General features: G+C 41.0%; 32 protein-coding genes. 21 read left to right on the plus strand and 11 right to left on the minus strand.

Annotated features, from left to right (window positions below; genetic code table 11):
- Nucleotides 1-267: 267 nt before the first annotated feature.
- Nucleotides 268-882 (minus strand): YktB family protein, encoded by a 615-nt coding sequence (locus tag DFR63_RS09365; RefSeq protein WP_115885689.1) that lies wholly within the window; start codon nt 880-882, stop codon nt 268-270.
- 78 nt (nt 883-960) lie between these two features.
- Between DFR63_RS09365 and DFR63_RS09370 the strand changes: the two genes are divergently transcribed.
- Nucleotides 961-1,773, plus strand: a complete 813-nt coding sequence (locus DFR63_RS09370; protein ID WP_115885690.1) for an inositol monophosphatase family protein — start codon at nt 961-963, stop codon at nt 1,771-1,773.
- A gap of 310 nt (nt 1,774-2,083) precedes the next feature.
- Here the strand turns inward: DFR63_RS09370 and DFR63_RS09380 are convergent, their stop codons facing one another.
- Nucleotides 2,084-2,644: a hypothetical protein gene (locus DFR63_RS09380; protein WP_115885692.1), complete on the minus strand. Its 561-nt coding sequence runs from the start codon at nt 2,642-2,644 to the stop codon at nt 2,084-2,086.
- 166 nt (nt 2,645-2,810) lie between these two features.
- Nucleotides 2,811-3,002, minus strand: a complete 192-nt coding sequence (locus DFR63_RS09385; RefSeq protein ID WP_115885693.1) for a DUF5325 family protein — start codon at nt 3,000-3,002, stop codon at nt 2,811-2,813.
- A gap of 136 nt (nt 3,003-3,138) precedes the next feature.
- Here DFR63_RS09385 and typA point away from each other — a divergent pair, with 136 nt between their 5' ends.
- Entirely contained in the window at nt 3,139-4,965 is a 1,827-nt protein-coding gene (gene typA, locus DFR63_RS09390) for a translational GTPase TypA (protein WP_115885694.1), read from the plus strand.
- Between the two features lie 24 nt (nt 4,966-4,989).
- Entirely contained in the window at nt 4,990-5,364 is a 375-nt protein-coding gene (locus DFR63_RS09395) for a YlaH-like family protein (RefSeq protein WP_245954171.1), read from the plus strand.
- A gap of 33 nt (nt 5,365-5,397) precedes the next feature.
- Here DFR63_RS09395 and DFR63_RS09400 read toward each other — a convergent pair whose 3' ends face one another.
- Nucleotides 5,398-5,883, minus strand: a complete 486-nt coding sequence (locus DFR63_RS09400; protein WP_115885695.1) for a hypothetical protein — start codon at nt 5,881-5,883, stop codon at nt 5,398-5,400.
- A 155-nt stretch (nt 5,884-6,038) separates the two neighbouring features.
- Between DFR63_RS09400 and DFR63_RS09405 the strand changes: the two genes are divergently transcribed.
- Complete coding sequence (locus DFR63_RS09405; RefSeq protein ID WP_115885696.1) at nt 6,039-6,329, plus strand: Fpa/YlaN family protein; 291 nt, start codon at nt 6,039-6,041, stop codon at nt 6,327-6,329.
- 39 nt (nt 6,330-6,368) lie between these two features.
- Nucleotides 6,369-7,547: an FtsW/RodA/SpoVE family cell cycle protein gene (locus tag DFR63_RS09410; RefSeq protein ID WP_115885697.1), complete on the plus strand. Its 1,179-nt coding sequence runs from the start codon at nt 6,369-6,371 to the stop codon at nt 7,545-7,547.
- A 55-nt stretch (nt 7,548-7,602) separates the two neighbouring features.
- Here the strand turns inward: DFR63_RS09410 and DFR63_RS09415 are convergent, their stop codons facing one another.
- Nucleotides 7,603-8,604, minus strand: a complete 1,002-nt coding sequence (locus DFR63_RS09415) for a cation diffusion facilitator family transporter (protein WP_115885698.1) — start codon at nt 8,602-8,604, stop codon at nt 7,603-7,605.
- A gap of 131 nt (nt 8,605-8,735) precedes the next feature.
- On the minus strand, nt 8,736-9,635 hold the full coding sequence (locus DFR63_RS09420) for a COX15/CtaA family protein (RefSeq protein ID WP_342767909.1): 900 nt from the start codon (nt 9,633-9,635) through the stop codon (nt 8,736-8,738).
- 318 nt (nt 9,636-9,953) lie between these two features.
- Between DFR63_RS09420 and cyoE the strand changes: the two genes are divergently transcribed.
- From cyoE to DFR63_RS09455, 7 genes are all read left to right on the plus strand, one after another.
- On the plus strand, nt 9,954-10,874 hold the full coding sequence (gene cyoE, locus DFR63_RS09425) for a heme o synthase (RefSeq protein ID WP_115885699.1): 921 nt from the start codon (nt 9,954-9,956) through the stop codon (nt 10,872-10,874).
- 30 nt (nt 10,875-10,904) lie between these two features.
- Nucleotides 10,905-12,038 carry a cytochrome c oxidase subunit II gene (gene coxB, locus DFR63_RS09430; protein ID WP_115885700.1) on the plus strand — a complete coding sequence of 378 codons (1,134 nt, stop codon included), beginning with the start codon at nt 10,905-10,907 and terminating at the stop codon, nt 12,036-12,038.
- 2 nt (nt 12,039-12,040) lie between these two features.
- On the plus strand, nt 12,041-13,960 hold the full coding sequence (locus DFR63_RS09435; RefSeq protein ID WP_115885701.1) for a cytochrome c oxidase subunit I: 1,920 nt from the start codon (nt 12,041-12,043) through the stop codon (nt 13,958-13,960).
- Complete coding sequence (locus tag DFR63_RS09440) at nt 13,960-14,586, plus strand: cytochrome (ubi)quinol oxidase subunit III (RefSeq protein WP_147302216.1); 627 nt, start codon at nt 13,960-13,962, stop codon at nt 14,584-14,586. Before DFR63_RS09435 ends, DFR63_RS09440 begins: the two co-directional genes overlap by 1 nt.
- Complete coding sequence (locus tag DFR63_RS09445; RefSeq protein WP_115885703.1) at nt 14,587-14,928, plus strand: cytochrome C oxidase subunit IV family protein; 342 nt, start codon at nt 14,587-14,589, stop codon at nt 14,926-14,928.
- Nucleotides 14,929-15,066: 138 nt separating this feature from the next.
- Complete coding sequence (gene ctaG / locus DFR63_RS09450) at nt 15,067-16,026, plus strand: cytochrome c oxidase assembly factor CtaG (protein ID WP_115885704.1); 960 nt, start codon at nt 15,067-15,069, stop codon at nt 16,024-16,026.
- A gap of 11 nt (nt 16,027-16,037) precedes the next feature.
- Nucleotides 16,038-16,499, plus strand: coding sequence for a DUF420 domain-containing protein (locus DFR63_RS09455; RefSeq protein ID WP_115885705.1), 462 nt, complete (start codon nt 16,038-16,040; stop codon nt 16,497-16,499).
- Nucleotides 16,500-16,561: 62 nt separating this feature from the next.
- On the opposite strand, the gene DFR63_RS09460 is transcribed toward DFR63_RS09455, so the two are convergent.
- Nucleotides 16,562-16,924, minus strand: coding sequence for a YugN family protein (locus DFR63_RS09460; protein ID WP_115885706.1), 363 nt, complete (start codon nt 16,922-16,924; stop codon nt 16,562-16,564).
- A gap of 126 nt (nt 16,925-17,050) precedes the next feature.
- Here DFR63_RS09460 and DFR63_RS09465 point away from each other — a divergent pair, with 126 nt between their 5' ends.
- Nucleotides 17,051-17,488: a YlbF/YmcA family competence regulator gene (locus DFR63_RS09465; RefSeq protein WP_115885707.1), complete on the plus strand. Its 438-nt coding sequence runs from the start codon at nt 17,051-17,053 to the stop codon at nt 17,486-17,488.
- Nucleotides 17,489-17,695: 207 nt separating this feature from the next.
- Here DFR63_RS09465 and DFR63_RS09470 read toward each other — a convergent pair whose 3' ends face one another.
- Complete coding sequence (locus tag DFR63_RS09470; protein WP_115885708.1) at nt 17,696-18,616, minus strand: glycerophosphodiester phosphodiesterase family protein; 921 nt, start codon at nt 18,614-18,616, stop codon at nt 17,696-17,698.
- Nucleotides 18,617-18,703: 87 nt separating this feature from the next.
- On the opposite strand from DFR63_RS09470, the gene DFR63_RS09475 reads away from it, so the two are divergent.
- Nucleotides 18,704-18,967 carry a DUF2129 domain-containing protein gene (locus DFR63_RS09475; RefSeq protein WP_115885709.1) on the plus strand — a complete coding sequence of 88 codons (264 nt, stop codon included), beginning with the start codon at nt 18,704-18,706 and terminating at the stop codon, nt 18,965-18,967.
- Here the strand turns inward: DFR63_RS09475 and DFR63_RS09480 are convergent, their stop codons facing one another.
- A complete protein-coding gene (locus tag DFR63_RS09480; protein ID WP_115885710.1) occupies nt 18,968-19,339 on the minus strand; it encodes a DUF7147 family protein in 372 nt (123 codons plus the stop codon). It abuts the gene before it with no gap.
- Between the two features lie 26 nt (nt 19,340-19,365).
- Between DFR63_RS09480 and rsmD the strand changes: the two genes are divergently transcribed.
- Complete coding sequence (gene rsmD / locus DFR63_RS09485; RefSeq protein WP_115885711.1) at nt 19,366-19,938, plus strand: 16S rRNA (guanine(966)-N(2))-methyltransferase RsmD; 573 nt, start codon at nt 19,366-19,368, stop codon at nt 19,936-19,938.
- A 9-nt stretch (nt 19,939-19,947) separates the two neighbouring features.
- On the plus strand, nt 19,948-20,439 hold the full coding sequence (gene coaD, locus DFR63_RS09490; RefSeq protein WP_115885712.1) for a pantetheine-phosphate adenylyltransferase: 492 nt from the start codon (nt 19,948-19,950) through the stop codon (nt 20,437-20,439).
- Here the strand turns inward: coaD and DFR63_RS09495 are convergent.
- Nucleotides 20,426-21,559, minus strand: a complete 1,134-nt coding sequence (locus DFR63_RS09495) for a nucleotidyltransferase (protein ID WP_115885713.1) — start codon at nt 21,557-21,559, stop codon at nt 20,426-20,428. The two genes, coaD and DFR63_RS09495, sit on opposite strands and share 14 nt — an antisense overlap.
- A 136-nt stretch (nt 21,560-21,695) precedes the next feature.
- On the opposite strand from DFR63_RS09495, the gene DFR63_RS09500 reads away from it, so the two are divergent.
- A complete protein-coding gene (locus tag DFR63_RS09500; RefSeq protein ID WP_115885714.1) occupies nt 21,696-22,217 on the plus strand; it encodes a YceD family protein in 522 nt (173 codons plus the stop codon).
- A complete protein-coding gene (gene rpmF, locus DFR63_RS09505) occupies nt 22,217-22,390 on the plus strand; it encodes a 50S ribosomal protein L32 (RefSeq protein WP_035807975.1) in 174 nt (57 codons plus the stop codon). Before DFR63_RS09500 ends, rpmF begins: the two co-directional genes overlap by 1 nt.
- Before the next feature lie 185 nt (nt 22,391-22,575).
- On the opposite strand, the gene DFR63_RS09510 is transcribed toward rpmF, so the two are convergent.
- The gene (locus tag DFR63_RS09510) at nt 22,576-23,028 is read right to left on the minus strand and encodes an N-acetyltransferase (protein WP_115885715.1); all 453 of its coding nucleotides are present in this window, start codon (nt 23,026-23,028) and stop codon (nt 22,576-22,578) included.
- A gap of 111 nt (nt 23,029-23,139) precedes the next feature.
- On the opposite strand from DFR63_RS09510, the gene bshC reads away from it, so the two are divergent.
- The 3 genes from bshC (at nt 23,140) to rsmH (ending at nt 26,220) form a co-directional block, all read left to right on the plus strand.
- Nucleotides 23,140-24,711: a bacillithiol biosynthesis cysteine-adding enzyme BshC gene (bshC, locus tag DFR63_RS09515; protein WP_115885716.1), complete on the plus strand. Its 1,572-nt coding sequence runs from the start codon at nt 23,140-23,142 to the stop codon at nt 24,709-24,711.
- Nucleotides 24,712-24,847: 136 nt separating this feature from the next.
- The gene (gene mraZ / locus DFR63_RS09520; RefSeq protein ID WP_115885817.1) at nt 24,848-25,279 is read left to right on the plus strand and encodes a division/cell wall cluster transcriptional repressor MraZ; all 432 of its coding nucleotides are present in this window, start codon (nt 24,848-24,850) and stop codon (nt 25,277-25,279) included.
- Between the two features lie 11 nt (nt 25,280-25,290).
- Nucleotides 25,291-26,220: a 16S rRNA (cytosine(1402)-N(4))-methyltransferase RsmH gene (rsmH, locus tag DFR63_RS09525; protein ID WP_115885717.1), complete on the plus strand. Its 930-nt coding sequence runs from the start codon at nt 25,291-25,293 to the stop codon at nt 26,218-26,220.
- Nucleotides 26,221-26,222: the final 2 nt, after the last annotated feature.

A 26,222-nucleotide genomic window follows, 5' to 3' on the forward strand; every position in this document is an offset into this window, starting at 1 on the left:
AGATACCCGCATAAAAAAACGCACACGACAATCGTCGTGTGCGACCAAAATACTATTTTGTTTTTTTACCTGTCTACTTGACAGGGAGCAGTTCATTTGACGGCCGGGTTATTTTGATGTTCTTTATATTTTTGGGCGCATGAGTAAGCATATCAGTTTCACGGCGGCACAAAAGAGAGGGGTGCGCGCCACCGTGATGAGGACTCGTTAAAAACCAAACAAAAAAACGCAAAACCCATCTGGGTTTTGCGTTAATTTATCAAAAGGTTAGTACTGATGATAGAACTGAGCGAGGTTTTCCATAACCTGTTCAAGGTCTTTAATAAAAGCTTCATCAGAACTGAGTTCTTTATCGCCTGGCTTATAAACCTTGCCGACTAAAAATTCACCTTTTTTAACATCACGCAGTCTGATGAGACCTTTTTCAAGTTCATCATCAGACAGCTCCTTAAGTGGAGTTTTCGCAGGTTTCATATGGTCGAGTGAAATTTGATAGTCTTCCGGCAGATTATCAAATCTCTCTATATTATTCAGCCAGTTCTCTGCCAGCCGCTTTTTATCTTTTGATTCATATATAATACCGTACATGCAAAAAGCATGGCTGTTATATAAACCAATCTGGAAGTGGGGCATCATTTTGTAGCCGCGGGGGTTCGTACTGAAGGCCACCCATGTATCATCAGGAGGGTTCGTCGTCCGGCGTGCGTGTTTTGCTACATGAGCGTATGTCTCGTCTCCGGTCATTTCAGTTAAGTAGGCACTGAAGTGTTCTCCGAGATGTTCGAGTTTCGGCCGTGTATTTTCAATCAGGGCTGCCATTCTGTTTTCGAGGCCGTCAATATTGAAAACATCAAAGTCTGTTTGTGTAAATGTATACTTCATTAAGGTTGAGCTCCTTTCAAAAGGTCTCTCTTATGATAAAATAAAGTGGGTTAGCAATCAAATGATTGAGGTGGATTCATGGACATATATAACTTTGGCAAAGAATTAATCGTTGAAGCTGGTAAATTTATCGAAATGCGCATGACCAGGGAATTTCAGATCGACAGTAAATCGAATCCAAATGATCTCGTAACAGATGTCGACAGAGAGACAGAACAGTTTTTATATACTAAAATTCTGGAACGTTTTCCGGACCATCTTATTATCGGTGAAGAAGGACATGGACAAAATATACAAGATACAAAAGGCGTCATCTGGATTGTCGATCCGATTGACGGGACTTTAAATTTTGTGCACCAGGGAGAAAATTTTGCAATATCTATCGGGGTGTTTATCGACGGAGAACCGTATTGCGGCTTAATCTACGACTGTATGAAACGGGATTTGTACCACGCTAAATATAAAAATGGTGCATATTTAAACGAACACGCGCTACTGCCGGCAGAGAATATATCTTTAAATCAATCTCTCATTGCCATCAATCCGAAAAGAGTACTCGGCGAAGAAACCCGCAGTCCGTTTTTTAAAATTATGGCTGAGTCACGCAGCGTAAGATCGTACGGGTCTGCTGCTTTGGAATTTGCGATGCTTGCAAAAGGACAGATTTCTGCCCTGCTGTTTTTAAAGCTGTATCCGTGGGATTATACTGCCGGAGTAATTATTACTGAAGAACTGGGGTTTAAAACGTCAGATTTGTATGGAAGAGAGCTGCCGCTCTTAAGCTCATCGAGTGTAATCAGCGGCAATCCCAAAATCCATTCAGAAATTCTTGAATACTTTACCGGCGATAAAAGACTTTATGAGTATCATGAAAAGATTCATGATTCGTAATAGTACAGTTGGGAATGCTTTGATGTTTTCGTGAAAATTTTACCGACATATTTTAACAAAGCGTAATTGCTGAGCGGGACATTGATATGTTGCTTAATCTGTTTTTTAGTATACGGCTGTGAAATATTAAGCAGGTTCAGCATATCAAAATAATCGGTAAACATATTTTCGATATTATGAATAGCATGGCAGGATTCACACATTATTAATTTGCTGCTGAGGAGTTCAAGGCTGAACTCCAGGCAGCCGGTGCACTTGAATCCGTACGAGAAATCATTTGCAGCTGCGCTCGAAACTGCCGTACGGGCTATTAACTTTTCAATTCCGGGCGCGGCTGCTTTTTTCTGATAACAGCACTGTGTTCAATCGCTTTTAAATAGTAAGGCAGATTTTTAAGGGATAGAAATTGATCGGACGGCCGTTTAGCGAGTTTGAAAGTTTCGTTCATTACGACGTGTTTAATAATAATCGGGCGCTGGAAATGGCCTTCATCAACAAGTGTTTCCTTAAACTTTTCGTAAACTTTCGCAGTACGGTTTAAATCGTAGACAGCTTCGTAATTGCTGTCGATTAAAATATTAAATGGATTAATAAAATGTTCACCGGCGTAGTTGTGCAGAATGAAAAGGTAATAGCAATATTCCGTTGCAATCAGCACATTAATCAGTTCATGGTCAGTGCCTACTGTTATTTCGCAGTGCCAGAACAGCTCCATATTTACTGTATTGATTTGACGCAAATATAAATCAAAATGTTCTTCCAAAAGATCCATCCGCTGCATTGCTTCGTATTCTTCAGTTTCGTCATCGCTAAAAGGCAACCGGTTATACAGAAACTCATAAACTTTTAACTTTTCATTTTTTTGTCTCACAGCAAAGCTCCTTTAATGAATGATAAATTCATTATTGCCCGGTCTTAATTTGCCGTCAAAAAACGATAATTTAAAAAATGCAAAAAAATACAACAGATTTCCCAATTATTCCAATACAAATAAGGAAATCTGTTATAATAAATAAGCAGTTAAAGCAAAACTGAAGTTAGAGCCAGCCATTTTCACGATACTTTTTCTTCAATGTGAAACCAGTGCCGAAAATGGCGATAAACACTATAACCGACAATACTGCAAGTATGATCATTTCTTCGGCAATGAAAATCGAAAATGCAATCATCATTGAAACTGCCAAGACAGCAAGTATTAAAAATACAGCCTTTGATTTTTTCTTTTCCATAATTATTCCCCTAAAAGTCATTTGTCTTATTTCGAATTATATCATAAAAATAATATCCTTGAATGTTCAGATTGGTAAAAAATGTGGTATACTGTTACGGTTATAAAGATATTCTATATACGAAGGGAAAATCCTCTTGATGAACCTGAGAGAAAACATTAGAAACATAGCAATTATTGCACACGTAGACCATGGTAAAACGACATTAGTAGACCAGCTTTTAAAACAGTCTGGTATTTTCCGTGAAAATGAACACGTTGAAGAACGTGCCATGGACTCGAATGATATTGAACGCGAACGCGGAATTACAATACTGGCGAAAAATACAGCGATTGATTACAAAGATACGCGTATAAATATTTTAGATACACCGGGCCACGCTGACTTCGGCGGAGAAGTAGAACGTATTATGAAAATGGTTGACGGGGTAATCCTCGTTGTCGATGCATATGAAGGTACGATGCCTCAGACGCGTTTTGTTCTTAAAAAAGCTTTGGAGCAAAACTTAAAACCGGTAGTAGTAGTTAATAAAATTGATAAACCGAGTGCGCGCCCTGAAGAAGTAGTGGACGATGTGCTTGAACTCTTTATCGAACTTGATGCCAACGACGAACAGCTTGAATTCCCTGTTGTCTATGCATCTGCAATGAACGGTACAGCAAGCCGCGAACCAGGTGAGCAGGAGGAAAACATGCAATCCATTTACGAAACTATCGTAGACTATGTTCCTGCACCGGTAGACAACAGCGACGAGCCGCTTCAATTCCAGGTATCATTACTGGATTACAACGATTACGTTGGTCGTATCGGAATCGGACGCGTTTTCCGCGGAACGATTAACGTTGGTGAAACAGTTTCATTAATTAAAATCGACGGCACAATTAAAAACTTCAGAGTATCGAAAATTTTTGGTTTCCTCGGTCTTAACCGGGTGGAAATTGAAAGTGCGAAAGCGGGAGACCTTATCGCAATCAGCGGTATGGAGGATATTAACGTCGGTGAAACGATTACGCCTACAGATGCTCAGGAAGCACTGCCGGTTCTTCATATTGACGAACCGACATTGCAGATGACGTTTGCTGTTAACAACTCGCCGTTTGCGGGACGCGAAGGCAAGCACGTTACAGCAAGAAAAATTGAAGAGCGTTTGAATCTTCAATTAGAAACAGATGTATCACTGCGTGTAGACCCGACAGACCAGCCGGATGCCTGGAGAGTTTCAGGACGCGGTGAGCTTCACTTATCGATTCTTATTGAAAACTTAAGACGCGAAGGATTTGAACTTCAGGTATCAAAACCGGAAGTTATCATCCGTGAAATTGATGGTGTTCAATGTGAACCGTTCGAACGTGTGCAAATTGACGTACACGAAGAAAATACTGGCAGTATTATCGAATCAATGGGTACACGTAAAGGTGAGATGCTCGATATGGTCACAACAGGTAATGGACAGACCCGTCTGACATTCCTGATTCCTGCGCGCGGACTTATCGGCTACCGTACAGAATTCATGTCGATGACACGCGGCTACGGTATTATTAACCATACTTTTGAAGAGTACCGCCCACTGGTTAAAGGACGCATCGGAGGCAGAAGAAACGGAGTTCTTGTTTCAATTGATAAAGGTGCTGCGAGCACGTACTCAATTCTTGCACTTGAAGGACGCGGAACGAACTTTATGGAACCTGGTACTGAAGTATACGAGGGTATGATTGTCGGAGAGAACTCACGCGAAAATGACCTTGCCGTTAATATTACTAAAGTGAAAGCTGCCAACAATATTCGTTCAGCAACTAAAGAGCAGACAACTACAATGAAAAAACCGAGATCACTGACTCTGGAAGAAGCACTTGAGTATATTAACGAAGACGAACTTGTGGAGATTACTCCTGAAACAGTTCGCATGCGTAAGAAAATTTTAGAGAAAAATGCACGTGAAAAAGCGTATAAAAAAAGTAAGTAATAAAAGCGAAGTGGAGTGAGGCAGTTGTTAAATCCTCTCATTCTCCTGAACGCCGAAAGTGGTGCAGGTCTGACGGAACGGCTCACTTTTTTCGGGAGACTATATGGTCTGGATTCCAATCCTGAAACCGGTATGTGGTATTTATTCATTACAATTTTTGTCTTGTGTGCTATCGTATATCAATTAGGATTTGCCCGCAAAGTTAAGCTGTGGCAAACAGTTGTTATTTATATACTGATGTTTTTCGGTGTAATATTTCTGACCTTTTTCGGTGCGTTTTATCCCGTGGCTGAATGTTTAATTGTTATTGCAATCATACTCGCAGGTTACAGATACAGACTGCATAAGGAAAGAAAAGAAGGCAACATTGCACAGCCGAAAGGCCCGCCGGTTAAATAAAAAAATCCGCGAACTTAAAGTTCGCGGATTTTTTTATTTAAATTCTATTTTGGTAACATAAACGAGACGATCCTGTTCAACGCCGTCGGCGCCGACAACCAGCAAATCAAATAAACCATCTTCGTGCAGGCGTTTGCCATTATTAGAAAAATGGGCATAAAATGTTTCGCGGTCTTTGTATTGAAGTTCTGTTTCACCGTCGTTATGTACAAACACAATCTTCGCATCTTCATCTTCATAAGCTTCTGCATATTCTAGAAAAGGTGCTAAACCGATAACAAAGGAACTTTCAAGCAGTTCTCTTTTTTTATGTTTCTTTTCAGATTTAAGCGTGGGCGGCTTTGTTTCTCCTTCAATAATTTGACGGTTCCATTCGGTTTCGTCATTGAATGTAATCTCTTCTCCGTCTTCCTTTTGTGCCAGTAAATCTTCTAATTTGATTTTACGGTCATCGAATATCCAGGTCGAAGGATCAAGAGTAATCTGGTACCGTACATTTCCAGTAAGTTGAATTATCATTAATATCGCTCCCTTTGCTTAGAAATTATAGCAAAGTTTACGATAAAATTATACAATGGAGTAGTAAACATTTACTATTGCATCTTCGGATGTTGCTTGCTTTTTTACGATTGTTAGGATAAAATTTTATGAAGAGTAAATGAGGGGGGAACCGCGTGTCTGCTGAAAAACAACTGAGCAAACTTGCTTATAATCAATTGGATAAAGACGCTGACAGAATTCTCCAGCTAATCGAAGTTCAAATGGAAAATTTAACGATGCCCCAGTGCCCTGTGTTTGAAGAAGTGCTGGATACACAAATGTTCGGCTTATCGAAAGAAATAAATTTTGCAGTAAGACTTGGTTTAGTTGATGCACAAGACGGCCGTGATATTCTGGATCACCTTGAAGTTGAAGTATCCAAAGTACACGAAGCATATATGGAAAAAGAAAAGAATCAAGTCTAAAGAATATTTCTTTAGACTTTTTTAAATGAGGGAACAGCCGTGCAATTTATAAGAAATTTCTTCAACTATGTTAAGTCGTATTCCAAATACGTGGATTTTTTAATACTAATCGCATATGTTGCACTGTCACTCATTGGACTTGTTATGGTTTACAGTGCGAGTATGGTGCCCGCGCAGATGAACGAGGGCAACTCTGAATACTATTACATTAGACACCTGATGTTTATTTTGCTTGGTTTTAGCATCGTCTTTTTTATGACGTATTTTATGAGCGGAAACTTTTTTAAAATGAAGGGTGTCCAGCTCATTATGCTGGCGGGAATTGTACTGCTGCTTTTAATTACAATGTTTTTCGGTACGGAAATCAACGGGCAGCGTAACTGGATCAGAATCGGCGGATTCGGTCTGCAATCTTCCGAGTTTTTTAAAGTCACAGCAATTTTGTATCTGGCTTACATATATTCGAAACGTGAAAAACGTATCGACAGCGACGAACTGACAAGTATTATTCCGCTTGTATTTATACTGGTTATCTCCGGTATGGTCATGATTAATGACTTCGGTACCTGGATGGTTACAGCTGCGATTATTCTCAGTATGTTTTTATATATCCGCATCCCGCTTAAAGTCATAGGCTGGGCAATGGCACTCGGCACGGCGACACTCGGTGCCATCGCCGGGATACTTTATCTCGTTAACGGCTCAGTGCTGTCGCCGTATCAGATGCACCGTATTGAAACATTTTTCCATCCGTTTAATGATCCGATGGGAACAGGTTACCAGCTGACGAACTCACTTATTGCGATTTCACACGGCGGGCTGTTTGGTACAGGTATCGGCAACGGTATAATTAAACTCGGCTATCTGCCTGAACCGCATACAGACTTTATCATGGCAGTTATCGCTGAAGAACTCGGACTTGTGGGTGTACTGCTTGTCGTAATATTGTATTTGATTATTATCATCAAAGCATTGATGTACGCCCACCGGTCGACCGACACGTTTTACAGGATTATATGTATCGGGGTGGCCATGTATATCACGGTCCAGGTATTTATAAATGTTGGCGGAATCTCAAAAATTATTCCTCTGACGGGGGTGCCGCTGCCGTTCCTAAGCTATGGGGGGTCATCCTTCCTCAGTGTATCGATTGCGGTTGGACTGCTCACCATTGCAGCAAAACACGTTAAACAGAAAGAAATTGAACTGAAAAAATAAATACTGACAGTAAACCCTCCGGTCTTAAATCCGGAGGGTTTGTTAATTTATACTCTTATTTCTTTTGTGATTTCCTGTCCAGCTGATTTTGAGTCACCGGCCAGGATCTCTTCCCGTCGTCGACTTCGAATTCCATATTCACGTCGGTAACATGACTTTGCTTCAGTATCAGCGCTTCAATATCATCGCGGAGTTCATTCGTGTAGGCAACGGTCAGATCGGGAGCGATCTCAGCGATGACTTCCACGTGCAGAGCATCTCCTTCTTTCAGCACGATGAGTTTTTGAATATCTTTTATTTCATCGTTTTTCAGAACGATTTTTGAAATGCGCTGTTCCATATGAGGGTCGCTTTCTCCGAGCACACCTGCTGCATTTTCCATAAATACTCTGTAGACGATGTAGAACATCATGAGACCGATTAAGACAGATGCAATTCCTTCGGCCTGCAGAAGTCCTGTAAACCGTCCGATCAGTATAGCGATAATTGCTAAGAAGGCTCCGGCAGTCGCTACAGTGTCTTCTAAAAATACAAGTTTAGTTGCAGGTTTTGCACTGTCGATATGCTTGTAGCTTAAAGTCAGCGGTTTAAGACCGTCAAAAGGCTGACCCGCCTGCTGCAGCAATTCCTTGCCCGCTTTATAAAGGACACTTCCTTCCAGCATCATCGAGATTGCAAGAACGCCAATATTTACTAGCAGCAGAGTGGTTTCGGTCTGTGCAGGAAGAGGTTCGATTATATGATGTATGCCTTCCTTTACAGTTTCGTAAGAGAGTATCGCTACGATAATTATCGCAAACAGACAGACGAGGTTCACCAGTCTGCCAAAGCCGAATGGAAACCTTTTAGTCGGTGCTTTTTTTGAAAGGCTCGAACCGGTAAAAACAAAAAGCTGGTTTACGCCGTCTCCGAAAGAATGCATCATTTCGGCGAACATGGCAACATTTGCCGTGAATAGAAACGCAAGACCTTTCAGTCCTGCCAGAATAAAGTTTACAACAGCTGCAGTAAGCGAGGCCATACTGCCTTGTTTAAGTAATGCAAATATATCTTTCAATGCACATCCTCTCCTTTCATCAAATATAAGTATTAATAATTTGAATACCCGAAATGCAGCGTGTATATGTCACAGGATAAAAAAATCCCGACAGCCGTAATGGCTGGCGGGATTTAAATCTGCTTGCTAATTTAATCTTTATTTCTCGATAACAGCATAATAAAGTAGCAGAGCACTCCGAACAGGAGAGTAATAAACAGTGCGTGGAACAGTGCAATGAAAATATTTACCATTGTAAATACAGACAGCATGCCTGTAATTACCTGCAGAATCAGCAATACAAATGCAGTAATCCAGCATTTTTTAATAAGCGGAGAATCACTGTATTTACGCAGTACATGGATGAGTATAAGCAGCATCCATATTGCGAGTATGCCGACTAAAAATCTGTGTCCCATCTGGACCGACTGATAAAAGTTCTCAGGCATTATTTCGCCCGGCATACAGTGCGGCCATTCAGTACATGCAAGCGAAGAGTCAGTGTGTCTGACTAATGCTCCGCTGTAAATAACAATATATATGTAAATTGTTATCAGTATCGTGTTATATCTTAAAAATGGACTGACATAAATTTTACGTTCATGCTGTCCGTGTGAGACTTCAAAAATAAGCAGAGTCAAAAGGAAGACTGCAGCGAAACAAATTAATGAAATACCAAAATGAGCTGCGAGGACGAAATCGCCTTCCCAGATGCCGATTACAGCTGCTGCACCGATCAGTGACTGGATCAGTATAAAGCTCAGTGACAGGTAAATAAGGAATTTAGCTTCCCGGACATGTCCAATCTGTTTCCAGGCCATATATCCCAATACTAATAGGAAGATAATAGCAACACCTGAAACTCCGCGGTGTGCGAGCTCGATAATTGTATCGAGCGGCCAGTCTTTTGGAATGAGCTCCCCGTGACAAAGCGGCCAGGTCTCTCCGCAGCCGTCTTCGGAACCGGTTTTTGTAACAAGTGCGCCGCCGATTTGGACAAAGACCATAATCAGTGTCGTAATAATCGCTACAATTTTTAAATTTCTGTACAAATAGAACACCTCTAATAATCGCGTTTCTGTTCGCTATACAAATAATAAATATATATTAGAATACCGTTCTTTGCAATGTGCAAAGTTTTGAATAGCTCTTAACAATTTATAAAACTATGGTAAAATTAACTAGTGTAGAGATTCATACCATACTCATCTGAGTATAAAACAGATTCCGTATCATAATGAGGCATATTGATGAATAATTCATGAACAATGCAAAAAGTAACATTTTTATTTCAAATATGTATAGAAAATGTGGCCGGGATAATCTATTATTAAAGATAAATGTGTTTGTTTATGAAAGGGGGCGTATAGATGCACAGTGATGTATACCAGCGAGAGGTACATCAAACGGCACGCAGTAAAAAACTGAAAGCAGTTAAAACACTCATCAAGGATGGCATAATTAAAGCGAACTTAATACCTGCGTTTGCAGCGGGCTTTCTTGCTGTTATGTATTATAGCATTTCGTTTTTCGAAGCGATTCCTGTCATGCTGTTGATGCTCCTAGGTACTACACTAGTCATCGGAGGCGTTTGTGCCCTTAACAATTTCTATGACAGAGATATTGACCGGCTGATGAAATCGAAACAGGCAAGACCGAGTATTGATGGAACATTTTCAGGCAAAGAAATTCTTGCAATCGGATTTACGATGCTTGGATTTGGCCTCGCAATGCTGTTTTTAATCAATACGACTGTCGGTGTTCTAGGGTTAACCGCAGCCTTCGGTTACGCAGTTGTATATTCGATTTTTGCCAAACGACATCTTGTCTCAAACACAATTATAGGTGCAATCCCCGGAGCAATGCCTCCGCTAATTGGCTGGGCTGTTTTTGAACCCAATCTACATATATTAGCGTGGTCGATGTTCCTCGTAATGTTCTTATGGCAAATGCCTCACTTCTATGCATTGGCTATAAGACGGAGCGATGAATACAAAGAGGCGGGTATTCCAATGCTGCCTTCTGTGAAAGGGAATGTTCGCACTAGAAACTCGATTATTTTTTGGGTGTCACTTCTTTTGTTCACACCACTTATGATGTTTGAACTTGGTATTTGGTTTGTTGCATTGACAGCCGCACTTAATGTGGTCTGGTTTTATTTAAGTGTTAATCAGTTCAAACGGATTACGGACTATAATCGCTATGCCGGGCGAATATTTGTCTTTTCACTCAACTACGTCGTGATATTTTTCGTCATGATTATCGTAGCCGGCTTACTTGTGAATATTTAAAAAGTAAATGAATGAAAGAGGGGTCTAACAATGAATTTAAGTTTTCTTAAAGGTAAGGCATTATTATTGGTTTCTGCTCTTACTCTTTTCCTTGCCGGTTGCGGTACGAATGAATTAAGTACCTTAAGACCTGCAGGAGAAGTCGGACGCGAACAGTTCAATTTAATGATTTTATCAATCATCATTATGCTGCTTGTTATCGCAGTAGTTGTTGTCTTGTTCACAATCGCAGTAACGAAGAGCCGCAGAAGTAAAAAAGCTGAGGATTTCGAACCGGTTGACAAGGCGGGTAACCACACGCTTGAAGTTATCTGGACATCAATTCCGATTCTTCTGCTTATTGTATTAGCAATTCCAACAGTTTATTTCGTATTTAAACAGGCAGATACTGAAGCTATGACAGATGCTGACGGCAATGTAAACGCCGAAGAAACAGTTATTAATGTCAGAGCGTACCAGTACTGGTGGGAATTTGAATATCCAAACGAAGAAGTTGTTACAGCACAGGAACTTGTAGTTCCTACAGACAAAAAAGTTTACTTCAACCTGCAGGGTGCAGATGTTAAACACTCATTCTGGGTGCCGGCAGCCGGAGGTAAAATGGATACCAACATCGATGGTATCAACAGTTTCTATTTAGTCTTTGACGACGATAAAGCCCAGGACGCAGACCGTTTATTCTACGGTAAATGTGCTGAGCTCTGCGGACCATCGCACGCCTTAATGGACTTTAAAGTAAAAGCCTTGCCTGAAGAAGAGTACGATCAGTGGCTTGCAGATATGAAAGCAGTTGAAGAACCTGTACAGGCTTCATCTGAAGATGCACAGCGCGGAGAGGAAATTTTCAATAACTCATGTATGGGCTGTCATGCAGCTACACCGACAAGTCCGGGAGCTATGGGTCCTAACTTAACGAACTTCGGTGACCGTGAGTTAATCGCAGGTTATTTAGAACATGATCAGGAAAATCTTGAAGCATGGATTAAAGATCCTGAGTCATTTAAACCGGATAACAAAATGGCAGGCACTTACGAATTAACTGACGAAGAAATTGAAGCAGTAGCATCTTACTTAATGGAACTTAAAGTTGAAGAAGGTTCCGGAGATGTATCTCAATTAAGAGAGCCTGCTGCTGATGAAGAGTCAGAAGAGGGGGGTAACTAGCAATGTCCGAAGCAACAGCTAAAAAACGGGGAATTGGTTCGACGATTTGGGAATACATGACTACCGTTGACCATAAGAAAATTGCAATATTGTACTTGATTGCCGGTGGATTCTTCTTCGCACTCGGCGGTATTGAAGCAATGCTGATTCGTCTTCAGCTGGCAGTGCCGAATAACGATTTCCTTTCAGCGGGACTATTTAACGAAGTCATTACGATGCATGGTACAACGATGATATTCTTAGCCGCGATGCCTCTGTTATTCGCGTTTATGAACGCTACAGTACCGCTCCAGATTGGTGCGCGTGACGTAGCATTCCCATTCTTGAATTCACTTGGTGTATGGCTATTTATCTTCGGTGGTATTTTCCTTAACCTTTCTTGGTTCTTAGGCGGAGCACCGGATGCGGGCTGGACAAGCTACGCATCACTGTCAATTGCATCACCTGGACACGGAATTGACTTCTATGCACTTGGGTTACAAGTTTCAGGTGCGGGTACTTTAATATCAGGTATTAACTTCGTAACAACTATTATTACGATGAGAGCACCTGGTATGACATATATGAGAATGCCGCTTATGACATGGACGTCACTTGTTGCAGGTGTCCTGATTGTCTTTGCATTCCCGCCGTTAACAGCAGGACTTTTCCTGTTAATATTTGACCGTATGTTCGGTTCCAGCTTCTTCCTTGTAGAGGCTGGAGGTAACACGATTATCTGGGAACACTTATTCTGGATTTTCGGTCACCCGGAAGTATATATTTTGATTCTTCCAGCGTTCGGGATATTCTCTGAAATATTCGCAACATTCGCTCGTAAACGTCTATTCGGTTACTCAGCGATGGTATTCGCAACTGTGCTTATCGGTTTCTTCGGATTCATGGTATGGGCACACCACATGTTTACAGTTGGTCTTGGACCGACAGCTAACGCAATTTTCGCTTTAGCAACAATGGCAATCGCAGTACCGACAGGTATTAAAATATTTAACTGGATCTTTACTATCTGGGGCGGAAGCATAGAATTTACAACACCTATGATGTACGCACTTGCATTTATTCCTTCATTCGTTATGGGTGGGGTAACAGGAGTTATGCAGGCAGTAGCTCCAGCTGACTACCAGTATCATGACTCATACTTTATCGTAGCTCACTTCCACTATGTAATCGTCGGAGGGGTAGTGTTCGCCTTACTTGCAGGACTTCACTACTACTGGCCGTTAATGTTCGCTACGATGCTGAGTGAGAAACTTGGTAAAGTAGAATTCTGGCTGTTCTTTGTAGGTTTCCATATGACATTCCTGATCCAGCACTTCTTAGGACTGTGGGGAATGCCGCGCCGAGTATTTACTTATCTCGACGGACAGGGCTACAACGCAGCAAACTTAATTTCAACCATCGGTGCCCTCTTGATGGCCGCGGCAGTAATTACACTTGTTATTAACATCATTATTACTGTTGCTAAAAATCAAAGAGTCGGCCGCGATCCTTGGGGCGATGGACGTACGCTTGAGTGGTCATTACCGCTACCGGTACCATATTACAACTTTGCACAGCTGCCTTTAGTACGCGGACTTGATGCATTCTGGATTGAGAAAAAAGAAGGCAATGGCGAAATGCTTCCGGCTGAATCGCTTGATGATTTCCATATGCCAAACAATTCAATCATTCCATTTGTTATGTCACTTGGTCTGTTTATCGCTTCCTTCGGTGCACTGTACTTTGCTTCAGGCAAAGAATGGGCAATCGATGCAGTAGCAGATTTACCAGTAAGACCTTGGGCATTCTGGGTACTTGTAATCGGACTTGCAATTACATTTATCTCAATGATTACACGTTCATTTAAAGATGATCTTGGCTACTATGTAACGAAAGAAGAAGTATTGAGAGATCTTGAAGAACAGGAAAGGGGTGCTAAATAATGGCTGAAATGAAATATAATGTCCCTAATGAACAGTGGCCTGAGCACCCGGAGACAGCAACACTGGAAGGTAAAAATAAATTCGTTGGTTTCTGGACCTTCTTAGGCGGAGAGACAGTATTATTCGCTTCATTATTCGCGACGTACATGGCATTAAAAGACAGTGTACCGAGCTCGGATCATATGCTTGCAGCTGACTTGTTCCACCTTGAACTTGCATTTGTTATGACGATGTTATTACTTACATCGTCACTGACGAGTGTATACGCGGTGTATCACATGCGTAATAATAACTTCAGTAAAATGCAGTTATGGCTAGCTATTACAGTACTTCTTGGTGCAGGATTTTTAGCACTTGAAATTTACGAGTTCTATGAATATGTTCACCTTGGACATACTTTCAGATCCAGCGCCTTCGGTAGTGCATTCTACATTCTGATCGGTACTCACGGTTTCCACGTAATTATCGGTCTGATCTGGATTACGGGTCTGATTATCCGTAACGCGACGCGCGGCTTATCAGTATACACAGCAGCTAAAGTGAACACAGCAGCGCTGTACTGGCACTTCATTGACGTTGTGTGGGTATTTATCTTCACAATCGTTTACTTGTTAGGAGTGATATAAATGGGTGATTTACAAGAGAAACCAATGACAGAAACTCAGCTGAGAAATCTTAGACGTCAGAGAACAAAAGAGATGCGCTTGCAGCTTACAGGATTTTCATTTATGATTTTCTTAACATTTATGGCATTCTGTATGGTTGCGTTGGAGTTTGATCCAACCTTCATCATGGGGATTGTAATACTCTTTGCCTTCATCCAGGTTGCACTGCAGTTTTACTACTTCATGCACATGAAAGATAAAGGGCATGATTTTGCGAAACTGTTTATGGTTTTAGGATTGTATTTCGCAATTGCTTTCTGCGTAACATTCATATATATCGTATGGATTGGCGAACCGATCTAATGCAAAAAAAGATGGCCTTCTTAGAAGGTCATCTTTTTTTGGTCAACAGTTTGTCACTTTGTGTGTTTTTATCGTCTTGAGTTATAATAATAATAAATTTATACTAGAGATAATAAGGTTAAATTTAAGGTGGTAGGTATGGGAAATATAACTTCAATTAAAATTTTCGGTTTTATGGCAAACTGGAGTCCGTTTTTTATGGCTTTCATTATTCTTGTTACGGCAGTATTCTTCCTTGTCACAACGAGATGGTATAAAGAATTTGAAGGGGGACGTCCTCTGACGAAAAAAGAGGGTAGCCTCTTTGCAGTCAATATGATTTTACTGTATGCAATGTACGGCTCTCCAGTCGACTTATTAAGTCATATATTATTTACATTCCACATGGTGCAGATGGCTTTTGTATTATTCTTAATTGCACCGCTGATGTATTTTAGCGTGCCGGCTTATCTGCAGAAATATATCGTTTCATTGCCGGTAATCGGTCCGGTGCTGAGATTAGGTGCGAAAAAACCTTTAATCTCACTGATGCTGCTTATCGCTGCTTTTTCAATCTACCATTTACCTGTTGTTATGGACAACCTGAAAATGAGTGCAACTCTTCATACTTTAGTACTCGCAGTAATGTTCCTGACAGCCTTAATGGCGTTTTACCCGATGTTCAACAAAGTTGAACCTGAAGAAGAGCATATGGGCGGATTGTTTAAACTTCTTTATATTTTTGGAATCGGAGCTTTTGTTACTCCGGCATGTGCACTGATTATTTTCTCAAGCACACCGATTTATGCTACTTTTACAGAAGGTGAAGCGTGGTTAAGTGCGATGGAGTTATGCGTACCTTCAGGTATTCTTGACAGTATTTCCGGAGCAGGGATGATTTCCGGACCGGAATACTTTACAAACTCAACGCCTTTGAATGACCAGCAGACAGGCGGTATTATAATGAAAGTACTGCAGGAAGTATTCTTCGGAGTAATGCTCGCTCACATATTCTTTAAATGGTTCAATGAAGAACGCAGAGATGAAAATCAGATTACAGAACGTGCCCTGGCAAAAGCACAGGCACAAAAAGAAATGAATAACCGGTTTAGAGCATAGGAGGAAAAATCTTGGACATATATTTTATCCTGCCCACACTCAGTACATCATTTATCGTATTGAGTGCGATATTTATGGGTATTGGTGTTTATCATATTAAAAAAGGGCACGTGCTGACACATGAGAAATTCATGACACTCGCTGCATGGTCGGCGTTAACATTTTTCGTTATTTATATATCGAAAACTGTATTCCTTGGAAACACTCAATTTGGCGGACCTGAATCGCTTGAAATTTACTATGTAATTTTCCTTGTCAGTCATATTATACTGGCTACTACGGGAGGAATTTTCGGAGGAATCCAAGTGTTCACCGGCAAGAAAAACAAACTGCGCCAGCACAGAAAGTTCGGTATGACAACAGCGACAATCTGGTTCTTCACTGCAGTGACAGGTATCATGGTCTATATCATACTTTATATTTTATATCCGGGCGGAGAAACGACCGGTCTGTGGGATGCAATATTCCATTAGAATTAATAAAAACCTCTTACAGATTACTGTAAGAGGTATTATTATGTAGCAGCTGCTGGAAATTAAATGCCCGCAACTGAAGTCAGTTCCTTGCTGATTGTTCTGATTTTGCTGATCGCATGTTCAACGATGCGTTCAGGGAATACTTCATCGCTGCCGTATTCGATACCAGTCGGGTAGTAATGTTTCCCCATATAAGGATCCATTAACTGTAATGTTGCATTATTTGCACCGACATCACCGTCTACTGCATATCCAGGAAAACGTAAGTAATAAATACCTTCAGGAATTTCGTATTTATAATCGAAAGTCATACGCTCGTAATCCCAACTGCCGCCAAGAACACAACCATTGTGGTTCATAATTTCCTGCAGTGAGCCTTGTGGAATGACTACATTTTCAATACCTGAGTTTTCAAAAACCATCATTTTGCCCCCTATCATTTATCCATTACCCTAATTTTAATCTATTACAATACAGGTTGCAAATGGTATTTATCATATAGTAACAAATGTGTCTATATGATAAAATCGTTAAGGAGAGGTGATTATATGATAGCAATTATGGATTTTGAAATTTTGGATTCACTAGACTCTCTAAACGATATGGTTACTGAGACAGCAGAATATAAAAACTACTGTAATTATAAAGCACTCTTGGATACAGATGATGAAGTCAGAGGCATGATTAAACACTTTGCGCGTTTAAAAGAGAACTTTATCGACGTTGAACGTTTTGGTAAATATCACCCTGATTTCAGCACGAAACGAAAAGAGATTAACCAGTATAAAAAAGCCTTGGACATGCATCCGATTATAATGGAGTACCGGAGAGCGGAATTTCAGCTGCAGTCGCTGCTGGATGAAATACTCTTTATTATAGGGCAGTCAGTCAGTCCCCATGCAAATATCGTCAGCAGTAATCCATTTTTCTCAAACAGTTCAAACAGCGGCTGTGCAACAGGCGGAAGCTGCGGCTGCGCAGGCTAATATAAATTTAAATTCAAAACACAGTTCCTCTTCGGAACTGTGTTTTTTATTGGAGAGAGTAGGATTGCGCGCTTGGGGTCGGCATGAGTTGCGCTCATGACAATCCCAGCTGCTGCGGATACACATGATACTTTGTCATGCCAACCCCAGTCCCAGCACCTCCACCCGCCCACAAAAAAAGACCCGCATTTCTGCAGGTCTTTTGTCTTAGTATCTGTTTTTTAACAAGTGATAGCTGATGTCCGGATAGTCGGTCACGATAGTATGCGCACCTTTTTGGATGAGTTCATCCATTTTATCCATCTTGTTGATGTTCCAGTATCCTACTGCAATGTTCAGACTCGTTAAGTACTCGATAAAACGTCTTGTATCTAAACGAATACCGTTGTATTCTGTCGGAATCTGGAAAGTATCCGCCGCCGGTTCATACATATGACCGAATCCTGCACGGTGCAGGAAGTACGCACGGCTGACCTGATCGACACCCGAGCCGAGGGCAACAGTATCTTCTGCATACAGATTAAACTGCTTAATTTGTGAATCGTGGAAACTTGTTACGAGTACGCGGTCCTGAGCGCCGAGTTCGGTAATCAAACGGTAGAGCAGGCTAGGAATAAGACTGCCTGAATATGTGTCGGGGTCATCTTTAATATCGATATTGATTAGTTTGCCCGGATATTCTTCAATCAATTCGCGCAGAGTAACAATTTTTGCTTTGTCGTGTCCGCGGTATGGGTGATTGCCTTCAACATCGGTAAAGTGATAACCGAAATCAAGGTCTTTTAAGTCATCGAGTGTTAAATTGCTGACTTTCCCTGCACCGTTTGATGTTCTGTCTACATAGGCATCGTGAAAAACGACAATTTCTTCATCTTTTGTCAGACGGATATCAATTTCAAATCCTTCCACATCGAATTCCGATGCTTTGTCAAACGCGATGCGTGTGTGTTCAGGTGCAAGTCCCATACCGCCGCGGTGTGCGAAAATGTACGGTGAACGCTGTTTGAAGTATGGTTTGATATCGCGCACTTTCGTTTCTTTCACTAACTTTGTACCTGTCCATAGACCGAGTGTCAGCCCGGCAGCAACACCGACTGCTGTTACCATTCTTTTAAAACAATTTGCCATGTTGGAAACCTCCATGAGATATTCATTTAAAAAACATATAAGATATATGTTATTATGATTCTAAAGATTTAGATAGGTGGTCAGTCAATGTTAGTTAACCGACTTGGTATATATGTTTATTTTAAACAAAATAAATTCATTCGACAATTGAAACGGCACGGACATTTAATTTATGTGAATAAATCTAAGAAGTATGTCCTTTTGTATATCGATGAATCCGATTTGGATAAGACGCTCAGAGACCTCGGGAAACTGAAATTTGTTACCGATATCGTTTTGAGTGAATATCCGAATATCAAACGCGAATATCATACTGAAGATAAAGAAAAAGAAGATTACCGTCTTATTTAATTAAGTCATGGGCAGAATCAGATGATTTAATCTTAAAATTCCGGTTAAATACTGGTAGAACTGTTCGCGTTCATAAAACTCTTCCGGTGATTTTGTTGAAAACTCGACGATGCTCAAGTTTTTCTCCTCACACCATGACTTTATCAGCTGATACTTTTTACCCTGGCCGTTATTATAGACGATGCCATTGTAGATAGTGTATATCGCCTGCAGGTTTTGTTCAACTGGTTTCATAACCAAGAGAAATGTCGCAGGTGTTTTATCATTGTTTAGAAATATTGCATGCTGAACACGTTCGTGATTATAGTCGATCAATGCCTGCAGTTCAAATATTTCGTGATAACCTTCACCCATCGTGATGAATTTTTGCATATAATCAGCTCCTATCAATATAATATATGACCAGAGAACCAAATGAAAGGGCAATACTTATGAGAATTATCAGCGGGAAATATAAAGCAAAGAAACTGCATACTTTAAAATCAAATGATACACGGCCTACAAGCGACAAAGTGCGCGAAAGTGTCTTCAGTATGCTTGGAGATATAGAGGGGAGCGTACTGGACCTTTTTGGCGGCACAGGCGGGCTCGCAATTGAAGCGCTGAGCCGGGGAGCTGACAAAGCGATGATTATCGACGGTGCAGGAGATGCTATTAAAATTATTAAAGAGAATACGCGTGACCTGGATGAGCCGGTAGAAATCTTCCGCAATGATTACCGGAGGGCCTTAAAAGCGATGGCGAAACGGGACAAGTCATTTGATCTGATCTTTCTAGATCCGCCTTATAATAAGAAACTGATCGATAAAAGTCTAGAACTGATATTAGAATATAAGCTTTTGAAAGAAGGCGGCAGAATTGTCGCGGAGGCGGGCAAAAATGAAAATTTTGCCCATCCGGGATTTGAAATCACTAAAGAAAATGACTACGGTTCGATTAAAATATGGCTGCTTAGCAAAGAGAGAAAGTAGGGGAGCATTTTGACTGAGAATAAAATAGCAGTAGTACCGGGAAGTTTTGACCCGATTACCTACGGGCATCTGGATATTATAGAGCGTGCCTGTAAAATCTTTGACAAGGTATACGTTTCTGTTTTAAGAAATTCTTCAAAAAAGGGGTTATTTTCACCTGAAGAACGCATCGAGCTGATTTCAGGAGTGACGAAGCATCTGGACAATGTTGAAGTAGTGCAGTTTGACGGACTGCTGATTGATTTCTGCCAGCAGGTCGAAGCGGATGCTATTATCAGGGGCTTGCGTGCGGTCAGCGACTTCGAATACGAAATGCAGCTGACGAGTATGAACAGAAAGCTCGACAGCCAGATTGAAACGATGTATATAATGACTAACAACAACTATTCATTTATTTCATCATCAATCGTTAAAGAAGTTGCGAAATACGGCGGCAAGATTGAAGATATCGTCCCGCCGCTCATTGAAGATGCTTTAAAAGAAAAATTTAAGGTACAATAATTACCGGTGTATTGAAATCATTTTTCCGGCATCCGGTAAATGTGTTATACACTTCCGTAGCTGTTACTTCATGTGACACGAGGCTGCGGTTTTTTTTGTTGACGTTCGTAATAATATCTAAAGGACCGAGCGATCTTAAATACTGCTGTCCATTTTTAGTCATGCCGAGGATGCGGACGCTATCGGTCAGCTTGTACTGCTTCATCACTTCATCAGTAATATTCAAGAGGATGGAAATCATCAGTCTGCTGAGTCTTGTCCATGTGTAGCGTTTTGTTTTAACGGCTGATAAAAATTCAGCATAGCTGTCGGCTTTCTTTATTTTATCCTTCAGCCGGTATTCGAGCCCCTCGCTCATCATATATATCTTTTTAAGATCTTCCGGTGAACGGGTTAAAATAAGCGTTTTTAAGGTCGGGAAAAAGTCTTCATTAGAAGCGAGATGACCTTCTGCCATTTTGTCGATAAGACTTTCAGGCATAAATTTCCCGGCCTCTTCATGATTGCGGCTGAAAAGTGCGGCACGAAGACTCGTTGCGCTGGAAAATTCGGTGCTGGATAAGGCTGCGTCGCTGTATTTGTTCCCGACTCGTTTTATCGTGTCGGGTCTTATAGACGACTTTAAATCGTTAAGTGCGTTAATATAAGCGATGCCGAGCGTATCGTTCGGTGATGAAAGAAAGGTATTATGAGCAAGTGCGCTTACTGCGCGCGGGTAGCTGTACCCCTGTTTCAGCAGTTTGTGGAACTCGGGTGAATCTTCGAGCAGTTTGGATTCACGGGCAGCGCTGATTAATGAATCGATGGTGCCCGACTCGCTGCCAAAGACGAGGTCGGTCGCGCCGAGCTTCTCAGCAACGTGCACGCCGCCCCGGGCAAAATCATCGGCAGAGCTCACCGCGTTTAACAGCGGCAGTTCAGCGACGAGATCGACATATTCAAGCGCGGCCTCAGTCCGCGTAAACTTATCTGTAATTGCGATTTCGCCGCGCTGGGTAAAGTTTCCTGACATAATTGCAACAGTTACATCGGGCTCCGTGAGCTCTTTTGCTTTCTTAATATGATAAATATGCCCGTTATGAAATGGGTTGTACTCCGTAATTAATGCTAAAATTTTCATACATAAACCCCCGATAAATGTTATACTAAGTGTATCAAAATATTAGACAGATTGAAGTTATTTGTTAAGAAAAAAACTTGACACTTTTTCTTTATAACTGTACAATATCTGTTGTGCTCATAAGAGGTGGAATTATATGAAATGGTCGCTTTCACAACTAAGAAAGTCTGCCAGCGAGAAATTCACTTTTAATGAAACTGTTCAGTTAGACACATTGTATGATCGTGCGGATATACTCGCTGTAGAAGATACCAGAGTCTACGGTGATATGATTTTCGGACATCATCGAGTAGATGTTGACTTGCATATATCGGCGGTTGTTAAGATGATCGACAGCCGAAGCGGTGATACTGTTAGTCTGCCTCTCGAAATACAATCTGTCGAAGTGTTTGATGAAACACTTGAAGAAGACGAAGAAATAGATGATGACAACCTGCATCCGCTGATTTATACGCTGAATTTGGAGCCGGTAGTCAGAGAGCTGTTAATCGTCAACTTACCGACAGTTTATACAGAGAGTGACGAACTACCCGGGTCATCAGGAGCAAGTGGTTGGACAGTAATGGATGAATCGGAAGCCAGCAGCCAGAAACCGGCTGTGGATCCGAGATTACAAAAACTAGAAGCTTTAAAGCTAAGCGATGAGGAGGAAAAATAATGGCAGTACCTAAAAGAAGAACATCAAAAACACGCAAAAATAAACGTCGTTCACACATGAGACTTTCACTACCAGGAATGGTAGAATGCTCTAACTGCGGTGAAACTAAATTAGCTCACCGTGTATGTAAAGAATGCGGAAGCTACAAAGGCGAAGAAGTCGTAGCTAACTAATCGTCTTATTAAAGAAAAAGCCTGAAAATCTTATTTTCTAAGATCTTCAGGCTTTTTTGTGCATGTAAAGTATACTTTTAAATACTTGATACGGGATTTTAAGGGTTTTAGAACTTCCGGGAATCCTCTGACACAAGATAAGTAAAAAGCCGGAACAAAATCTGTCCCGGCTCATAACTTAAATCTTATTTTGGATACCACATCAGTGATTCATCCGCCAGATCACGTTCAATATCGTATTCGTGTGCGCCAAATCCGTGTTTTTCAAAAAAGTCGCGGGAGTTCTGGAAACGGCTGATGGCTTTAATCGGAAGGTTAAATGATTTAGCGTATTCAATCAGCTCACTGCCGAACCCTCTCCCCTGATATCTTTCGAGCACTTCAAGTTTCCAGATAACTAAATAATCAGCGGTTTCGTTGTCAATCGGATGATCTGCATCTTCGCGGCGATACAGGCACATGCGTGCAGCCAGATCATCGCCCTGGTAAATACCGTAGAAAGGTGAATCGATATTCGCATCGATTACATTGGCTTCGAGTTCATCAATCATGTGAAGTTCCTGAGAACCGTATTCGCGGAATTTTTTAAATTCCTCTGCTGTTTTGTAGTTAATCGCTAAGTTTTTTACTTTTGACATTTGGCAACGCTCCTTTTAATACAGTATATTCATAATTGCGAAGCCGTTCAATTGTTTTATAGATAAATAACTTTTATACTTTGAATAACGATTAATTGAGGAGAACGATTTATGCATTTTGAGACTATTGATTTTTCTGAAAACCTACATAATATAACTGACAACAAGCAATTTTACGGCGGTTTGTCCTATGATGAAAAAAGTATCAAAGAAGTGCTTCAGCGCCCGATGCACAGCCATACTGCAGAACTCGGCAGCATTATCGAAACCGATATGTCGCAGTACGGGCTGTCAAAGGCGCAGCAGCGCAATATTGAACTGCTTAAAAAAGGGCATAAGGTCGTTATTGCCGGCCAGCAGGCGGGACTTTTTATGAGTCCTTCGTATATCATTCATAAAATAGTATCAATTTTAGTCGTAGTAAAAGAACTGAAAGAGAAGCACGGTTATGATGCAGTTCCCGTTTTTTGGGTTGCGGGTGAGGATCACGATTACGAGGAAGTGAACCACACGCATCTGTATGACAAATATCACCGCAGGCGGGTTAAAGTAAATTACAAGCCGAATTTGACTGTGCCTATGAGCATTGGTTTTTATAATTACGATAAAAAAGCGATGGCTGAAGCACTGGATAAAATCCTTCGATACATTGGTGACTCCAGCTATGCAGCAGCATTAAAAAAACAAGTGACAGCATCGATAGAACGATGTACGTCGTGGACGGAGCTGTTCCACAGCCTGGTCCACGAAACATTTAAAGACGATGGTCTTGTAATTTTCAATTCTCATCTTGAAGCCGTACGAGAACTAGAAGTACCGATAATGCAAAACATGTTTAAGCAGCATAAAGCAATCGATGCAGCATTTAAAGAAGGACAGGAAGAATTTATACGCACTTTAAATAAAGCACCGGTTATTCAGACTGAAACGAATGTGCATTTGTTTGCTAATGCAGCATCAACAAGAACGCTGATTACTGAAACTGAAGAAGAAAACGCCTATGTGCTCGGAGATGAGAAGCTAAGCAAAGATGAAATACTGAAACGTATAGAACAATCCCCAATAGAGTTTTCCAATAATGTTGTGACGAGACCCCTGATGCAGGAAATGCTGTTTAATACAGCAGTATTCCTAGGCGGCGGTGCTGAAGTAGCTTACTGGGGAGAGCTTCATAAAGTATTCAGTGTGATGGAAACTGATATGCCGATAGTGCTGAAGCGGATGGAGTTCATGCATGTCGATGACAGAATCAGTAAGCTGCTCGAAAGGTATGAACTAACACTGGACAGCAGCATTACAGATCAGATTCAGACGCGTAAAGAAACGCTTATTAAAAAGCATACCAACGATCAGGTGCTTGACGAAATCGAACGTGTTAAATCTTCTCTCGAAGAGTCATTTAAACCGCTTTACGAATACGCTGATGAATATTTTACAAGCGGGATAATCGACGGCAACAAAACGCGCCATCTGAATGAACTCGAATATTTAAAGAAGCGTTATTCAGTCGATGTCAAACGCAGTTTAAGAACAGAGCTGAATAATCTGGATGAATTGAGCGAAAAACTGATGCCGAATGGGGCGCTGCAGGAAAGACTGTATCATCCGTGGCAGTATCGGGCCTGTAATTGGGATTATTCCCCACTCAGCTACACAGATAAATTGACGATTATAAAAAGTTAACCAGGCTTTATACCATGCGATTTCTTCATTTGAAGAAATCGTTTTTTTTATTTGATAAAATAATCGTCAATCTTTTTTATAATTTGTGGAGGAAAGTGGGGAGATGTGGTAAATTAAATATATGCGGGGTGAGAATATGTTCATGGGTGAGTATAAACATAATTTGGATACGAAAGGCCGTATTATTATGCCGAGTAAATTCAGAGAATTACTCGATGGACAATTCGTTATTACCCGCGGGCTCGACCGCTGTTTATTTGCGTATACAGAGGAAGAATGGAGCCGCATCGAAGAAAAACTCAAAACGCTGCCGCTGACGAAAAAAGATGCGCGTAAATTTACGAGATTATTTTTCTCGGGCGCTGCGGCCGTGGAAATCGATAAGCAGGGACGTATCAATATTCCGCAAAATCTGCGTGAATATGCCGGATTGACAAAAGATTGTACAGTCATTGGTGTCTCGAGCAGAATCGAAATCTGGGATTCGGCAGCATGGGAAGATTTTTATACTGAATCTGAAGATAACTTTGAAGATATAGCGGAAGATTTAATTGATTTTGACCTTTAGGATGTGACAAATTGTTCAACCACACTTCAGTTTTACTAAAAGAAACAGTCGACGGCTTAAATATTAAACCGGACGGCATATACGTCGATGCAACACTCGGCGGCGGCGGACATACTTCATATTTATTGTCACAGCTTGACTCGGGACATGTATACGCTTTTGATCAGGATATGACAGCGATAAATAATGCCCGGGAAAAATTTAAAGACAGCAGCAATATAACCTTAATTCATACAAATTTTGAAAATATAACAGAAGCACTTAATGAACAGGGTGTGACGGGTGTCGACGGTATTCTTTACGACCTCGGTGTTTCAAGCCCGCAGCTCGATGTAACAGAGCGGGGATTCAGTCACTCTAAAACAGCGAGACTCGACATGAGAATGGACCAGACACAGCTGCTTGATGCTTATGAGATTGTTAATGAATATCCATACGAAGCTCTGGTCAGTATTTTTTTTAGGTACGGAGAAGAAAAGTTCTCGAAAAAAATTGCCAGAGAAATCGAGCGTTTAAGAGATTTAGAACCAATTGAAACGACGACGGAACTCGCGGAAATTATTAAATCACAAATACCTCAGAAGTTCAGAAGAACAGGCGGGCATCCTGCAAAGCGTATTTTCCAGGCGCTGCGCATTGCAGTCAACAATGAACTCGGTGTCTTCGAACGTTCACTGGAACAGGCGATTGATCTTTTGAACAAAGACGGGCGTGTATCGGTAATTACTTTCCATTCTTTAGAAGACAGAATCTGCAAACAAATGTTTGTAGAGTACGAAAAAGGACCGGAGCTGCCAAAAAACATGCCTATTATTCCCGAGGGATATGAACCTGTCTTAAAAAGAGTTAACCGTAAACCGATTATCGCTGAAGGTGACGATCTTGAAGCCAATCCGCGTGCGCGCAGTGCGAAACTTCGAATTGCTGAGAAACAAGTATAGGA

The sequence above is a fragment of the Jeotgalicoccus halotolerans genome (assembly GCF_003387165.1).
GTDB lineage: Bacteria > Bacillota > Bacilli > Staphylococcales > Salinicoccaceae > Jeotgalicoccus > Jeotgalicoccus halotolerans.